Genomic DNA, 15,734 nt, shown 5'->3' with positions numbered 1-15,734 from the left:
TTGGAGGAAATAAAGTAATGAAAAAAATAGTGCTTGTAAATGTTATCACTATAGTAATTTTAGTGGCTATCGGTCTAGTAGGATTCCATTATTATAGTGAAGCAACAGATTATGTAAAAACAGAAAATGCAAAAGTTGACGGTGAGCAAATCAAAATTGCTAGCCCAGTATCAGGTAACTTAACAAGCTTCGACGCTAAAGAAGGTAAAACTTATGACAAAGGCGACAAAATCGGAGAAGTAGCTGGTAAAGGTGAAGATGGACAGTCTCAAGAAATGGACATTAAAGCACCATCTAAAAGTACAATCGTAAAAACTTCTGCAACAGAAAACAGTTTAGTTCAAGCTGGATCACCAATTGCATATGCATATAACTTTGATGATTTATATGTAACAGCAAACATTGACGATACAGATGTAGAAGATGTTGAAAAAGGACAAGCTGTTGACGTGTATATCGACGGACAAGAAGCTAGTGTTAAAGGTAAAGTGTCTCAAGTTGGATTAGCAACTGCATCAAGTTTCTCATTGATGCCTTCATCAAATAGTAATGGAAACTATACAAAGGTGACACAAGTTGTTCCAGTGAAAATCACATTTGATTCTAAGCCATCAACAAATGTTGTTCCAGGAATGAATGTTGAAGTTCGAATCCACAAGAATTAAGGAGGGTGTATTATGACATCAACCTTTACGGTGGCTTATATAATTGTAGCAATCCTATTATGGATTGGAATTAATGCATTTGTTTTAAAACGCAAAAAAAGTAAATCAGTTTCTAAGCAAGTAACTGATGAAACAACAGAGAATAAAGAAACACAATTGAAATCAAAAGATGATGATGTTGATCATCAAATAGTACGTTCAAATATTGAGAAAATGGAAGCTGAACGTAAGTCATCTGACTCGGAGATGAATGAAACGACTTCAAACAATATGTCTTCTGAAGGTCAGGATAAAGATTCAGATGAATCACATGAGCATACTGAATTATCTGATCGTGGTATGGAATTAAACGAAGACGAACCAATTAATGAACAAATTAAAAAACATCATGTCAATTTCGTATATGGCAAAGGTATTTCAAGAAACAAAATTTTAGTTGCGATGATGTTTGGTATGTTTATAGCTATTTTAAACCAAACATTATTAAATGTTGCTTTACCGGTTATTAACAATGAGTTTAGTATTTCAGCGTCTACAGGACAGTGGTTAATGACAGGATTTATGTTAGTGAATGGTATTCTAATACCAATCAGTGCATTTCTAATAAGTAAATATTCATACAGAAGACTATTTCTTATAGCAATGACGCTGTTTACGATTGGATCAATTATATGTGCGCTATCATTTAACTTCCCAATGATGATGACAGGCCGTGTTATCCAAGCAGTTGGTGCAGGTGTGTTAATGCCATTAGGTTCAAATGTATTTATGACAATATTCCCACCAGAAAAACGTGGTGCGGCAATGGGTACTTTAGGTATTGCGTTTATTCTAGCGCCAGCAATTGGACCAACATTATCAGGTTGGATTGTCCAAAATTATCATTGGAACATCATGTTCTATGGTATGTTTGCGATTGGTTTAGTGGCAATATTTATTAGTTTCTTCTGGTTTAGAATCTATCAAAAAACATCTAATCCAAAACCAGACGTTCAAGGTATTATCTTTAGTACTTTAGGATTTGGATTATTGCTTTATGGATTTAGTGAAGCGGGTAACGATGGATGGACTTCTTTAACAGTTTCATTATCATTGATTATCGGTGTAATCTTTACAGCATTATTTGTTATTCGTGAAGTCAGAATGAAAAATCCAATGCTTGATATGTCAGCATTAAAATATTCAGGCTTTACATTGACTACAATCATTAACGTTATCGTAACAATGAGTTTATTCGGTGGTATGATTTTATTACCAATCTACCTACAGAACTTACGTGGTTTCACACCACTAGATTCAGGGTTATTACTATTACCAGGTTCACTTATAATGGGCTTCATGGGTCCTATAGCTGGTAAAATGTTAGATTCATTTGGTATTAAACCACTCGCTTTAATTGGTTTAACAATTATGACATTTGCTACTTGGGAATTGACACAGTTAAATATGGATACACCATATACAACAATACTTGTTATTTATATTGTCCGTTCATTTGGTATGAGTTTCATCATGATGCCAATTATGACAGCAGGAATGAATTCATTACCACAACGATTAATTCCGCATGGTAATGCAATTAGTAATACTGTAAGGCAATTAGCAGGGTCAATCGGTACAGCCATTCTAGTTACAGTTATGACTCAAAATACGACAACACATTTGGCAAATATGTCAGATAATATGGATTCAACAAATCCTATGATACAAGAACAAATTAAAGCTTTATCAGAATCTGTTGGTGGAGAAGAAGCAGGTACAACTGCACTATTTACATTCTTCAACAAACTGGCTACAGTTCAAGGTATTAACGATGCATTCTGGATTGCAACTTTATTCAGTGTGATTGCTTTAATTTTAAGTTTATTCTTAAAAGGTAAATCTCATTATTTATCAAAAGAATAGTAACGACTCCTAGATATAAAAATATAAATTCATTTTGTATTTTTAAATTATATATTAATGTTTAATTGTTTAAACACTACAAGAAACAGCACTGTTTCTTGTAGTGTTTTTTTAGAATAGTAATTTAATTTATGAAATTCTATATTGAATGCTTTGAATTAGACATGGTTTTTTATATAATGTAAAAAAGGAGTTGGTAACTTATGAAAGTTAAGTATATTGACAAACGTCATTGGCGACGTCTCCTTAATCGCGAATATAAAGAAGTTGTATTGGACACCAATCATTTTCATGGGCTTGTAGGATTAGTAACAATGGTACAAGTAAAAGAGCCCTTACAAGTAAATGTGGTCGGCAGGGAAATTACAGTTGCGGATAATGGATATAAGTGGATGCAAATCTTACCTGAAAAGAAGCCATATAGTATTACTGTAATGTACGATAAACAAAATAAACCAGTACAATACTATTTTGATGTGAATTTGAGGAATATCACACAACTTGGAAATGCTAGAACATTAGATTTATGTCTTGATGTTTTAGTGATACCGAAGTCGGGTGAATATGAACTTGTTGATGAAGATGATTTAGAAAGAATGCTTAAAGAGAAGAAAATATCCAAAGCCCAATTCCATAAGGCATATGTTACAGCTCATGAAATTATGTTTAAATTAGAGACGGATTTCAAAGGAATTGAAAAGAAAATCAGATATTGTTTTCACGAAATTATGAATGCGAAGTGATTTAACCACAATGTTATGGCATATTTCTATATAAAAACGAGGAATCCCTTTAAAGTTGGAATTCCTCGTTTTTTTATTATAAGAAGATTAGCGCTAGTATAATTGCTAATGGTCCTACGATGAAACAATATTTACTAAAGATACCTAATTGACCACGTTCCATAATGCCTTGTAACCATTTTAGAGAGAAATAACTTGCTACAAGAGATGCAATAAATGCAAATACATATGAAATCATCAATGATGTATCGGGTGGTGTTTCAACAATATCTTTAATACCAAGTAAAGCTGTACCTAAACTTACCGGGATATATAGTAAGAATGAGAATTTAAATGCTGTTTTTTGGTTCATACCTACACCTAATGCACCAACAATCGTTGCACCACTTCGACTTAGTCCAGGTATTAAGGCAACTGCTTGAAATAGACCTACGATAATAGCATCTTTAAGTGACAAATCTTTTTCAAGCTTTTGTCCACGTTTATTCTTAATAAACCACAATGCGATACCAGTGACGATAAGCATGATACCTACCATAATCACACTTTTAGTATCTCCAATAATATCTTTAAAGATAATACCTAGAACACCTGCAGGAATCGTTGCAATGACTAAGTACATAGCAAGTTGGAAATTTTTCTTAATAGATTCGGTACGGTCACCTTTAATATATTTAAGTGTATCAACAATAAGCGTGATAATATCTTTTCTAAATAAGATAAGCACGGCAATTAATGAAGCGGTATTCACAACAATTTCAAATGTTAAACCGTCCGTATGTAATCCTAAAAATTCTTGTGCCATCACAAGGTGTCCACTTGAAGAAACCGGAATTGGTTCAGTTATACCTTGAAGTAACCCAAGAAAAACATATTTAATAATTTCTATAATAAGCATGATATGATCCTTCCTATTTAATGTACATGGTCAACTATAACGAATTATGAATCGACTTTCAATTTATGAAATAAAAAAATTTATATTTCGGTCTAAAGTTGTAGGCGTGGTCGTGTAGGCAAATCGTGTTATAATATAATGAAAGTAAGGAGTGTGTGTCAATTGAAAGTAGACGATTATAAGTTACTGGTAACATTAGAAGACGTAAAGACATTAAGGAAGGCAGCAGACATTCTATATATATCTCAGCCGGCAGTAAGTCAAAGGTTAAAAACAATTGAAAACTTTTTCGGTATAGATATTTTTATAAGAACAAAGAAGCAACTTATTACAACAAATGAAGGTTCACTAGTCATTGAGCACGCTCGAAAAATGTTAAAAGAAGAACGTTTATTATTAGATAAAATCAGTTCTAAAATAGGCGAAGTAAATGGTAGCATTTCAATAGGGGTATCTTCATTAATTGGACAGACCATTCTCCCACAAGTATTAGGAGAATACACGCACTTATATCCTAATGTGGATATACAATTACAAATTGGTTCAAGTGAACACATTAAACAATATCAGAATGACTTTCACATCATGGTCGTAAGAGGCAACGAAGTTATGAATGTTCAAAATGATCTCCTACTTAATGAGCAGCATTACTTTATATATCCTAAAAATAGAAAACAAGATCTACACCTTTTACCAATGATCGAGTTTCAAGCAGAACCTATTTACTTAAAACAAATAGAAGAATGGTATACAGATTACTTACAACAAGAATACCATGCACTGATTAAAGTCGATCAAATCGCTACATGTAAAGCATTATTATTAAATGGTGTAGGTGTAACAGTCTTACCTGAACTCGTTATAGGTGATATCGATACAGATAAATTTGAAATCAAGAAATTAAATGTCATGCGTAAACCACTGACAAGATCTACATATATATGTTATGAACATAACGTATTACAATTACCACAAGTGAAATCATTCATAGAAGTCTTAAAGAACTATATTAATCAACTTGAGATAGGAAAAAAATAAAAAGCAGAAAAGCAATCTGTATGGATTGCTTTTCTGCTTTTGTTATATTGATTTCTATGACAGACGCTTTCTTAACTTAGTAAATATTTCGCGGGTTTCATCATTAATCGCTTCGTGATTTAAAATATTGTCGATACGTTGTAGATTTTTACTATCATTAAATCGTGTTTCATTCAATTCATAAATCGATAGTTTAGGCTCAGTTTGCTCAATTAATCTCATATTGTCATTCTGTGAAACGTATCCTTCTTTTAATACTCTGAAGTAACAGCCTGTTCTATAACTATCAGCCATGCGTTTAACTAAATCTTTAATGCCATATCGTTGTGCGATTGTAGCGCAAGGTTGTCTTGGACATGAAACTTGAATGATCGCTTCACCAAGTTCGTAAGTGTCACCAATGTTTAAATCTTCTTCTGTTAAACCTGAAACGGTTATATTCTCGCCGAAAATTGCATATTTTGGTAACAAATCAATAATGTCATCCCAATATGCGTAGTTATCTTTGCTGTAAAAACAGAGTGCTTTTTCAGGTCCGCCGTGTCCTTTGTATTGCTGTTCGTCTTCAACAAAGCCTGTATGTGTTAAGTACATTTTATCTTTAAAAGGTTCTTTGAAAATGGCAGTTTTTTTAGATTTTTGATCCCTAAATGTGATGTTAGCAATTTTTCCGACTGATATATAATCTACTTTGTAATTCACTAGAATGACTCCTTTTTTCAATATTTAATAATGATTTTACCGGTTAATGTGAATTATAGCAATAAAGCATTGACGTAGCAGAGGATAAGCTTTAAAGTACAAGCATATAATAAAATATAGGAAGTTGTGAATTCATGTTTTTGAAATTATTTCAAATAAAAAATTATAAACTCTTTACTGCAAATATGGGTTTACTTGGTATGGCAGTTGCGATTACTGTTCCATTTCTAGTGTTGTATGCGACGCAACATTTAGGCATGACGAAAGGACAATATGGGTTGTTAATGGCGCTTGCAGCAGGAGCTTCATTTACAGTGAACTCTATTGTTGCTAGATTTTCAGATAGTGGCAAAATTAATCGTAAATATCTTATCATTACCGCTCTTATTATGGGTGCATTATGTTTCTCCATTTATTTCTACATACATACAATTTGGGTGTTTATTGCACTTTACGCAATGTTCCAAGGTTTAGCTGCACCAGCAATGCCTCAAATGTATGCCTCAGCACGTGAATCAATTAATGAATCAGCTTATAAAGATAGAAGTATATTTGCTAATACAGTTCTACGTTCTACATTTTCATTAGGATTTTTATTTGGTCCTTTAATTGGTACAGTATTGTTAAGTACCTTTGGATATGATGGATTGTTTGGTGGAACGGTGGCACTATTTTTAACAGTTTTAGTATTATTAATTATATTTTATAAAGAACCGAAAAAAGTTATTAAAAATGCTATCGGTAATTTTACAGAAAAGAAAGCACCAAACTTAATGAAAGAACCGACATTATTAATACCATTCTTAGCATTCATTTTGTTACATGTTGGTCAGTGGATGTATACGCTGAATATGCCATTATATGTAACAGAATATCTTAAAGATAATGAATCACATGTCGGATATTTAGCAAGTTTATGTGCGGGATTAGAAGTTCCGTTTATGATTATACTTGGTATTATTGCAAGTAAGTTCAAAACAAAAACATTATTAATGGTTGGTTCTATTTTTGGATTCGGTTATTACTTTAGCATCGGGGTGTTTGATAGTTTCGTAGCAATGTTAATAGGACAACTAGCGTTAGCATTTTTCTTAGCTATTTTACTAGGCTTAGGTATTAGTTATTTTCAAGATATTTTACCAGAATTTCCTGGATACGCATCGACATTGTTTGCCAATGCAATGGTCATCGGGCAGTTAGGTGGAAATTTATTAGGTGGTATTATGAGTGATATAGTTGGACTAGGCAATGTATTCTTTGTTTCAAGTTTATCAATAGCAGTAGCATTTGTATTACTTATATTCACAGTAGAACATACGACACATAACGAAACTAAAGTAAGTTAGGAGATATCAAAATGACAGCAATAAGTTGGATATTAATTATTTTAATGTTTGTAATTGCATTTATAGGATTAGTGAAACCTATTATTCCATCCGTATTATTTATATGGATAGGGTACTTCATTTATCACTTTGCAATTGATTCAAGCAAATTGTCTTGGATATTTTGGGTAGTAATGATTGTATTTACAATATTTATGATCTTGTCAGATATTATTATGAATAGTTATTTCGTTAAGAAATTTGGTGGTTCTAAATTAGGAGAGACAATGGCAGCAGTCGGTGTCATCATCGGTTGTTTCGTATTTCCTCCATTTGGAATCATAATCGTTCCATTTGTATTAGTATTTGTAACAGAAATTATTCAAAAAGGTGATATCGCAGCTGCAACAAATGCAAGTGTAGGATCATTACTTGGATTCTTAACAAGCTCAATAGCAAAAGCATTGATTATGGTAGTCATGATCATATGGTTCTTTATTGATATTATTATTTAATATAGTAGGGATGGCCTGGTACAGTTCAATAGCTGTATCAGGCTTTTTTGTGGAATGAGGAATATGGGGGTAAGGGTTTGTTTTTGTGTGTGGAGGTTTGTTGAGTATGGACCTATGGGGGCGAAGGTGTATTGGGTATGGTGCAGAGTGTTGTTGAATATGGATGTGGAAAGATGTGAGTTAAAGGAGAAGTAAGCACACGAGAACTCATCCATGTCTTTGCTTAACTACTGACTTAAGCCAAGAGATCGTCCAAGTCATGGCTTAATATCCAACTTAAGCCAAGAGATTCCGCACATTTCGTCTTAATACCTAAATTAAGGCGTGACATTTCCCACATATCACAATAAAAACCCTCAGGGACATATGAAACTGTGTCCCTGAGGATTCCTCTTTTCCTACTATTTGCCTTCTTTCATATCTTGTTCGATTTGTTCTTTTGATTCGCCGCTTTCTTCTAAGACCATTTTACGGTCGTACATTTTGAAGAATGGGAAATATATTATGACTGATACGGCGATATTAAATAGTACGAGTACGATTGCTCGCCAATCGCCACCTGTTGCTAAGTATGCACCGATTGGAGCTGGTAATGTCCAAGGTGCCATTACGCTTGTGGCATTTACGAGTCCTAACAATGTTGCTAAGTAGGTTATAATGGTTAATACTAACGGAATGATAATAAATGGAATAACCATGATTGGGTTTAATACGATTGGCAATCCAAAAATTACTGGTTCATTAATATTAAATAATGATGGTATTGATACGGCTTTACCGAATTTCTTCAAGAACTGAGATTTTGCAAATAATAATATACAAATGACAAGTCCTAATGTAGCACCTGCGCCGCCTATCCAAACAAACCATTGGAAAAATGTTTCTGGTGCTATATGTGGTAATGGTTCTCCAGCAGCATGTGCTTCGGCATTTTTAGCTAAATAAACTTCCCATAAAGGACGTTCGATTGTCCCGACAATCGACATACCATGAATACCAAATGCCCAGAAGAAAGTTGTTAAGAATACAGGTACTAGTACACCAGGTAATGTATCTCCTGCAAAGACGAGTGGACCTACGATTTTATCAACGAGTGTATGTAAATCAAGTTGGAACACTACTGTAATGATACTCATTGCACCGAGTACAAAAACTACTGGGATTAAAGATTCAAATGAGCGACTTACTGATGGCGGTACTTGAGGTGGCATCTTGATCGTAATATTTTTATTTTTACATAATCGATATATTTCTACTGAGAAGATTGCAACAAACATTGCAACAAATAGACCATGACCGCCTAAATTGGTCATTGGTAATACGAAACCTAATTTTTTATCCATAGTTGGTGCGATTGTTAATAAGAATGCAGCAGTGGAAAGTTGTGCTGCTGACAATGGATCTAAGTCATAGGATTTGGCGAGATTGTAACCTATACCAAACACAATATACAAACTCATGATAAACATCGTCATTCTATATGGAATTAAAATTTGCTCAGCATGTTCTGTTGCCCACTGAGTAATTGCCCAAGATTCAGGCAACGGTGGTGTCGCAAATATTAGGAAAAATGAGCCGAATATAATAAATGGAAGTGCTGAAATGACCCCGTCACGAATGGCGAGTAAATGACGCTGGTTAGAAAGCTTTGTCATTGGACCTGAAAGTTTGCCTTCTATCCATGTAGCAAAGTTATTCATAAAAATCCCCCTTCATTTGTAAGCGCTTCAATTTTGTTATAGTATAAACTAAATAGATAAATTATTCAAAATTATAAAAAAAGAAATATATTGCGAATGGAAGTGAAGTTTGATGAAACGGTTAGGAATTTCTTTATATCCAGGAAAATCAAATGAAGATGAAGATGTTCAATATATCGAAAAAGCTCATCAGTACGGTTATACGAGAATATTTACAAATTTATTGCAACTTACTGATGAAAATAAAGCGACATTGTTACCTATAATTGAAAAAACAATTCGTTATGCTAAAAATTTAAACTTTGAAATTTTTATAGATGTGGCACCTCGCACATTTAAAGTACTAGGCATTGAACCAAATGATTTATCTTTTTTCAATGAGTTAGGTGTAGACGGTATTAGACTTGATGAAGGTGTAGGAGCGAAAGAAACAAGTGACATGACCTATAATCCTTATGGCATTAAGATTGAACTGAATATGAGTGTGATGAATCATTATATTGATAATGTGATGGATTTTGAGCCGAATCGCGCTTGTTTAGTTGGATGTCATAATTTTTATCCGCATCGATATGCAGGAATATCAGAAGCATTCTTTTTAGAAGGTAGTAAAAAATTCAAAAAATATGGTTTAAGAACAGCAGCATTTGTTTCAAGTAAAGTAGGTGACTTTGGACCATGGCCTGTTACTGAAGGTTTGCCTACTTTAGAAGATCATAGAGGTTTACCAGTAACGACTCAAGCGCAACATTTATGGGCTACAGGGTTGATAGATGATGTCATTATCAGCAATTGTTACCCGTCTGAAGCGGAATTAGAGATTTTGAGTCATTTGAAAGATGAACCGATTACATTTGATGCAAAATTATTTGATGAAATTTCTGACTTAGAGAAGAAAATTGCAATCGAAGAGCCACATTTTTATAGAGGTGATGTCAGTGAGTATATGATTCGTTCAACACAAAGTCGTGTGAAATATAAAAATGAACCATTTCCAGCACATCATACAGTTGCTATTAAACGAGGCGACATATTAATAGACAATGAAGAATATGGTCAATATAAAGGTGAATTACAAATTGCATTAAAGCCAATGCTCAATACTGGGAAAGTCAATGTGATTGGCAGAATTGAGCCACATGATTTACCACTGCTCAACTATTTAAAACCTTGGGCACATTTTAAATTTAATATAAAGGAGAAAGATTAACATGAAAAAAATATTATTAGTTTGCTCAGCGGGTATGTCTACAAGTATGTTAGTTAAAAAAATGCAAGATACTGCAAATAAAGAAGGTAAAGATTATGAAGTTGAGGCGTTAGCTTTATCAGAAGCAGAAACAAAAGTTGATGAAGTAGATGTTATTCTACTAGGACCACAAGTAAGATTTCAAAAAGCACAAGTAGAAAAAGTAGCAAATGGTAAAGTACCAGTAGACGTTATTGATATGCAACAATATGGCATGATGGATGGAGAAGGTGTATTGAAACATGCCGAAAGCTTAATGGAATAAGGTGAGAATATGGAAAAATATGAACAAATTGCTTTTCAAATTATTACAAATGTAGGAATGGCAAAAAGTAATTATATGCAAGCAATTCAAGAAGCAAAAGAAGGCAATTTTGAAACATCTGAGAACTTAGTTTCTGAAGGTAATCAATTTTTAGTTGAAGGACATAAAGTGCATAAGGACCTGATTCAATCAGAAGCTTCAGGTGAGCATGTTCCTTTAAATTTGTTATTGTCCCATGCTGAAGATCAACTTATTTCTACTGAAGTCATTAAAGAAATGGCTAAAGAACTGATTTATGTACATCAACATTATGTGAAAAAGCAATAAAAATAAGGAGATAAACAATGTCGAATAGAATTCTAGCAATCACTGGACCAACTTCAGGAATAGGAAAATCAACCGTTATTGAATTAGCACACGATTATGACATTATTATTTTGTTATGTAGAAATGTTGATAAAGGCAATGACTTAAAAAAGCTTTTAGAAGCGGAACATCAACATATAACAGTAGATGTCATTAAGTGTAATTTATCAGATTTAGCAAATGTTATGAAAGCTGCGACACTTGTTTTAGAACGATATCCTTTTGTCGACTGTCTTATCAATAATGCAGGCGTCATGTCATTAACAAGACAAAAAACAGTAGATGGTTACGAATTAATGTTTGGTACGAACTATTTAGGACACTTTATGCTAACGCATATATTATTTGGTTCAATTATGAATAGTCATGACAAACAAATTATTATCGTATCATCTGGCGCATATTTATTTGCACATCTTGGAAGACGAAACTTTAAATATCCTTTAAGGTTTAATCCGATTAAGTCTTATGGAAGATCTAAGCTTGCGACTTTATATTTTATGCAAGAATTACATGAAAAATTTTCAAAAGATGGCTTACATGTTACGGCAGTACATCCAGGTGCTGTTTCAACTAATTTAGGAAAAACAAAATATAATCAAACATTTGGGAACTTAGTTTATAAAATATTTGATCCATTATTTATATCTCCTAAAGAAGGCGCTAAGTCGACGATTAAAGTATCGAAGGATAAAAATTTGTATAAAGGTGAATACGTTCAAGAAGGAAAGATTACAAAACTCAAATCACATGGACTTAATTACTATGACCGCAAAAGATTAATTCGTGAAACGTTAGCATCATTACAACTAGACCAATTTATGTATTGGGAAAAATAATATATGAATACGTTTACATCTGAAACTGATGATGTAATTTATTGTTTTCTTTTAAATTAAATTTTATAATAGTTGATATTGTAAGAATATTTCCAAAATTAATCAAAGGATGAGGCACATGAGTAAGCATTATATATTATTGGCTGATTGTAAAGATGAAATTGGCATTACGTCATTAATATCCACTATTATAAAAGATACAAATTCAAATATATTTCATTTAGATCACTATACAGACATTCAAGAAGAAGAAAACCATTTATATTTACGTATAGAATTTGATAAAAACGATGAAGTTAAATCGCTTTTAGAGAATGAACTAACAAATAGAAAGATTAATTTTCAAATTTTTGATGCTGAAGAAAAAGTGAAAACAGCGTTACTTGTGTCTAAAGAAGACCATGCGTTAAGTGAAATTATGTTACGTGCGAATAGACAAGAATTTCCGATTGAAATCAGTTGTGTCATTAGTAATCACGAGAATAATCGCAAATTTGTTGAGGATATGGGTATTCCTTTTCATCATGTCAGCGTAACTAAAGAAACTAAGCGTGAAAGTGAAGATGAAATTACAAGAATTTGTGAAAGTTACAATGTCGATTTACTTGTACTTGCGAAATACATGCAAATATTATCACCAGTATTTGTTGAAAGACATCACTTGAAAATTATTAACATTCACCATTCATTCTTGCCGTCATTTATTGGTGCCAACCCTTATAAACAAGCCTATACAAGAGGTGTTAAATTAATAGGGGCTACAAGTCATTATGTTACGGAAGACTTAGATGCAGGACCAATTATTGAGCAGGATGTTGTAAGAGTTAATCATAGATATACTGCACAAGATATGAAGCATACAGGTAGACATGTTGAATCTCAAGTATTAGCAAGAGCGGTGCAATGGCATTGTGAACATAAAGTTATCGTAAATGGTAATAAGACAGTCGTATTTTCATAACTTTTTTTAGTAGTGAGTATATTTGCTCACTGCTTTTTTAGTTGTATAATATGAAATAAAGTAAAGTGAAAATGGTGTGAAAAAGATGATTAAAACTTATTATGTCAATTTAAAGGATGAAATAAAGGAAACGAATTCACCTAAAGATATTTCAGAAGAGAAAAAATGGATATGGGTTGATTTAAATGAACCAACTAAAGAAGAGTCCGAAATATTAGTTGATTATTTTGATTTTCACCCTTTATCAGTAGAAGATGCAACACAAGTTCAACAAAGACCGAAGTTTAAACAATATGACGATTATCAATTTATTGTATTCCATGCATTAGATTTAAAGACTTTAGAGTCTGAAGAAGTGGATATCTTTATTGGTGATGATTTTATCGTGACATTCCATAGAGAACGTTATGAAGAAATCGATACGATCAAAAGAAAACTATTTAATGAAACGATCGAAATAAATGAACCTAAAGATATATTATTAAATATTCTAGATGATATTGTAGACAACTATTTTCCGTTTATTTACGACATTGAAGACAAGGTGTTTAATTTCGAAGATCGTCATAATTTAGATATTACAACAAAGACGTTAATTGATGACACATTTGATTTAAGACAAGAGTTGCTAATTATTAAAAGAACTGTTCAACCAATGAAGGATTTAGTATATAGAATGCGTGAAGGTAAAGTGTTGCATCTTAATGAACAACAATTTCTATATATTACGCATATTAATGACCATCTTATGAAACAAATGGAAATGGTAGATTCATCACGTGAAATGACAAGTGATATTCGAGATAATTATATTTCTTTGAATTCATTCAAGATGAACAATATAATGAAAATATTAACTATTTATTCTGTTGTGTTTATGCCATTAACATTAATTGCAGGTATTTATGGGATGAACTTTACAAATATGCCTGAACTCGAATGGCATTCAGGCTATTATATTGTCCTTATTATTATGGCTGTTATAGCAATTATTATGTTAATCGTCTTCAAGAAGAAGAGATGGTTCTAATGAATAATTTCGTTATGATTCTGAATATAACTTATGAAAATAAATAAAATGGGAAAGAGTGTGAGATAAGTGAAACTTCTAGGAGCGATTGAAGCGGGTGGAACGAAATTTGTATGTGCAGTTGGTGATGAAGATTTAAATGTAATAGAACGCATCTCTATACCAACAACTGAGCCATCAGAAACATTACCTAAAGTTATAGAATTTTTTAAACAATATCAAATTAGTAGTATAGGTATAGGATCATTTGGACCGATAGATATCAATAAAGATTCTGATACATATGGATATATCACTTCGACACCAAAAATTGCGTGGCAGAATTTTGATTTTATAGGTGCAGTTCAAGAGCATTTCGATGTACCTGTAGCATTTACGACAGATGTAAATGCCTCTTTATATGGAGAGTATCAAAAAGGAATCGCTAAAAATATTGACTCAGCGGTTTACTATACAGTAGGTACAGGTATCGGCGGCGGTGCAATCGTTAAAGGGAAAATTGTACAAGGATTAAGTCATCCTGAAATGGGACATATGTCTATTAAAATTCATAAAGATGATCAAGACTTTGAAGGTAATTGTCCATATCACGGTAATTGTTTAGAAGGTTTAGCGTCAGGACCAGCAATCGAAAAAAGAGCAGGTATTTCTGCAAAAGAAATTCATGAAAATGATAAAGATTGGGACATCGTTGCTTATTACATTGCTCAAGCAGCACTTAATACGGCATTAATGTTATCTCCTGAAAAAATCATTTTTGGTGGTGGTGTAATGCATCAAACACATTTATTAAAAAAAGTGCATGAGCAATTTGAACTATTAAATAACAATTATATTGCAGTGCCACCAGTTGAAACATATATTGTTACACCAAGTTTAAATGATGACCAAGGTATAATCGGTTGTTTAGCATTGGCTTTGAACGAATATCAATCATAAGTAGGTGTTAAGTATGAATGTATTAGTCGAATTAGCAGAAAATCAAATATTAGAAACAGAAAGACTTATTTTAAGATCTATTAATTTGAATGATATTGAGTCATTATTCGAATATGCATCTGATATTGAGAATACAACACATGTATTTCCAACACACTCATCTATAGAAGAAACTAAAAATGTGATTGCTCGATATTATATGAACGCACCATTAGGAAAGTATGGAATTGAATTAAAATCCGAAAATAAATTAATAGGTACAATCGATTTAAGAGTTGAACAAGAACATAAACGCGGAGAACTCGGTTATGCCCTTAACTTAAAATTTACAGGTAATGGCTATATGACAGAAGCGGGATTAGCATTGCTATCACTATCATTTGAAACATTAGGACTTAATCAAGTAAAAGCAATGCACAGTACAATTAATCCTAAATCAGGCGAAGTGATGAAAAGACTCGGCATGAAGAAAATAGGGGTCATGCCTAAAAATAGAATTCATAAAGAAAAAATAGTAGACGATGTCATTTATGCCATAACGGATGCAGAATATGCAGAAATGGTAAATCGTGAGAAGTAGTGGTGTGGTGTAGG

General features: G+C 32.6%; 17 protein-coding genes. 14 read left to right on the top strand and 3 right to left on the bottom strand.

Annotated elements, in window-relative coordinates; genetic code table 11:
• Window positions 1–17 precede the first annotated feature (17 nt).
• From ACJTHF_RS09490 to ACJTHF_RS09480, 3 genes are all read left to right on the top strand, one after another.
• Window positions 18–665, top strand: coding sequence for an HlyD family secretion protein (locus ACJTHF_RS09490; RefSeq protein ID WP_025907364.1), 648 nt, complete (start codon window positions 18–20; stop codon window positions 663–665).
• A 12-nt stretch (window positions 666–677) separates the two neighbouring features.
• Complete coding sequence (locus tag ACJTHF_RS09485; protein WP_048541248.1) at window positions 678–2,570, top strand: DHA2 family efflux MFS transporter permease subunit; 1,893 nt, start codon at window positions 678–680, stop codon at window positions 2,568–2,570.
• A 203-nt stretch (window positions 2,571–2,773) separates the two neighbouring features.
• Complete coding sequence (locus tag ACJTHF_RS09480; RefSeq protein ID WP_106417433.1) at window positions 2,774–3,313, top strand: DUF402 domain-containing protein; 540 nt, start codon at window positions 2,774–2,776, stop codon at window positions 3,311–3,313.
• A gap of 76 nt (window positions 3,314–3,389) precedes the next feature.
• Here the strand turns inward: ACJTHF_RS09480 and ACJTHF_RS09475 are convergent, their stop codons facing one another.
• The gene (locus ACJTHF_RS09475) at window positions 3,390–4,211 is read right to left on the bottom strand and encodes an undecaprenyl-diphosphate phosphatase (protein WP_048541246.1); all 822 of its coding nucleotides are present in this window, start codon (window positions 4,209–4,211) and stop codon (window positions 3,390–3,392) included.
• Window positions 4,212–4,373: 162 nt separating this feature from the next.
• Here ACJTHF_RS09475 and ACJTHF_RS09470 point away from each other — a divergent pair, with 162 nt between their 5' ends.
• Window positions 4,374–5,249, top strand: coding sequence for a LysR family transcriptional regulator (locus tag ACJTHF_RS09470; protein WP_049319949.1), 876 nt, complete (start codon window positions 4,374–4,376; stop codon window positions 5,247–5,249).
• Between the two features lie 54 nt (window positions 5,250–5,303).
• On the opposite strand, the gene ACJTHF_RS09465 is transcribed toward ACJTHF_RS09470, so the two are convergent.
• On the bottom strand, window positions 5,304–5,951 hold the full coding sequence (locus ACJTHF_RS09465) for an MOSC domain-containing protein (RefSeq protein WP_106417434.1): 648 nt from the start codon (window positions 5,949–5,951) through the stop codon (window positions 5,304–5,306).
• A 134-nt stretch (window positions 5,952–6,085) separates the two neighbouring features.
• On the opposite strand from ACJTHF_RS09465, the gene ACJTHF_RS09460 reads away from it, so the two are divergent.
• Window positions 6,086–7,297 carry a sugar efflux transporter gene (locus ACJTHF_RS09460; protein WP_048541241.1) on the top strand — a complete coding sequence of 404 codons (1,212 nt, stop codon included), beginning with the start codon at window positions 6,086–6,088 and terminating at the stop codon, window positions 7,295–7,297.
• 11 nt (window positions 7,298–7,308) lie between these two features.
• Complete coding sequence (locus ACJTHF_RS09455) at window positions 7,309–7,791, top strand: DUF456 domain-containing protein (RefSeq protein WP_049319952.1); 483 nt, start codon at window positions 7,309–7,311, stop codon at window positions 7,789–7,791.
• Window positions 7,792–8,192: 401 nt separating this feature from the next.
• Here the strand turns inward: ACJTHF_RS09455 and ACJTHF_RS09450 are convergent, their stop codons facing one another.
• Window positions 8,193–9,491 (bottom strand): PTS sugar transporter subunit IIC, encoded by a 1,299-nt coding sequence (locus ACJTHF_RS09450; RefSeq protein ID WP_106417435.1) that lies wholly within the window; start codon window positions 9,489–9,491, stop codon window positions 8,193–8,195.
• 112 nt (window positions 9,492–9,603) lie between these two features.
• Between ACJTHF_RS09450 and ACJTHF_RS09445 the strand changes: the two genes are divergently transcribed.
• The 8 genes from ACJTHF_RS09445 (at window position 9,604) to ACJTHF_RS09410 (ending at window position 15,720) form a co-directional block, all read left to right on the top strand.
• The gene (locus tag ACJTHF_RS09445) at window positions 9,604–10,701 is read left to right on the top strand and encodes a DUF871 domain-containing protein (protein ID WP_078354984.1); all 1,098 of its coding nucleotides are present in this window, start codon (window positions 9,604–9,606) and stop codon (window positions 10,699–10,701) included.
• 1 nt (window position 10,702) lies between these two features.
• Entirely contained in the window at window positions 10,703–11,005 is a 303-nt protein-coding gene (locus ACJTHF_RS09440) for a PTS sugar transporter subunit IIB (protein WP_037589973.1), read from the top strand.
• 9 nt (window positions 11,006–11,014) lie between these two features.
• Window positions 11,015–11,332: a PTS lactose/cellobiose transporter subunit IIA gene (locus ACJTHF_RS09435; protein WP_058591213.1), complete on the top strand. Its 318-nt coding sequence runs from the start codon at window positions 11,015–11,017 to the stop codon at window positions 11,330–11,332.
• Window positions 11,333–11,349: 17 nt separating this feature from the next.
• Window positions 11,350–12,210 carry an SDR family NAD(P)-dependent oxidoreductase gene (locus tag ACJTHF_RS09430; RefSeq protein WP_048541233.1) on the top strand — a complete coding sequence of 287 codons (861 nt, stop codon included), beginning with the start codon at window positions 11,350–11,352 and terminating at the stop codon, window positions 12,208–12,210.
• 118 nt (window positions 12,211–12,328) lie between these two features.
• Window positions 12,329–13,171 carry a formyltetrahydrofolate deformylase gene (gene purU, locus ACJTHF_RS09425; protein ID WP_048541231.1) on the top strand — a complete coding sequence of 281 codons (843 nt, stop codon included), beginning with the start codon at window positions 12,329–12,331 and terminating at the stop codon, window positions 13,169–13,171.
• Window positions 13,172–13,256: 85 nt separating this feature from the next.
• Window positions 13,257–14,201 (top strand): magnesium/cobalt transporter CorA, encoded by a 945-nt coding sequence (corA, locus tag ACJTHF_RS09420; protein WP_048541229.1) that lies wholly within the window; start codon window positions 13,257–13,259, stop codon window positions 14,199–14,201.
• Window positions 14,202–14,270: 69 nt separating this feature from the next.
• Complete coding sequence (locus ACJTHF_RS09415; RefSeq protein ID WP_048541228.1) at window positions 14,271–15,140, top strand: ROK family protein; 870 nt, start codon at window positions 14,271–14,273, stop codon at window positions 15,138–15,140.
• A 13-nt stretch (window positions 15,141–15,153) separates the two neighbouring features.
• A complete protein-coding gene (locus ACJTHF_RS09410; RefSeq protein ID WP_232157274.1) occupies window positions 15,154–15,720 on the top strand; it encodes a GNAT family N-acetyltransferase in 567 nt (188 codons plus the stop codon).
• Window positions 15,721–15,734: the final 14 nt, after the last annotated feature.

The sequence above is a fragment of the Mammaliicoccus sp. RAM2 genome, from assembly GCF_045897195.1.
Taxonomy (GTDB): Bacteria; Bacillota; Bacilli; order Staphylococcales; family Staphylococcaceae; genus Mammaliicoccus; species Mammaliicoccus sciuri.
The sequence above is the reverse complement of the archived record's forward strand: the minus strand, read 5'-3'. Positions and strand labels throughout refer to the sequence as shown.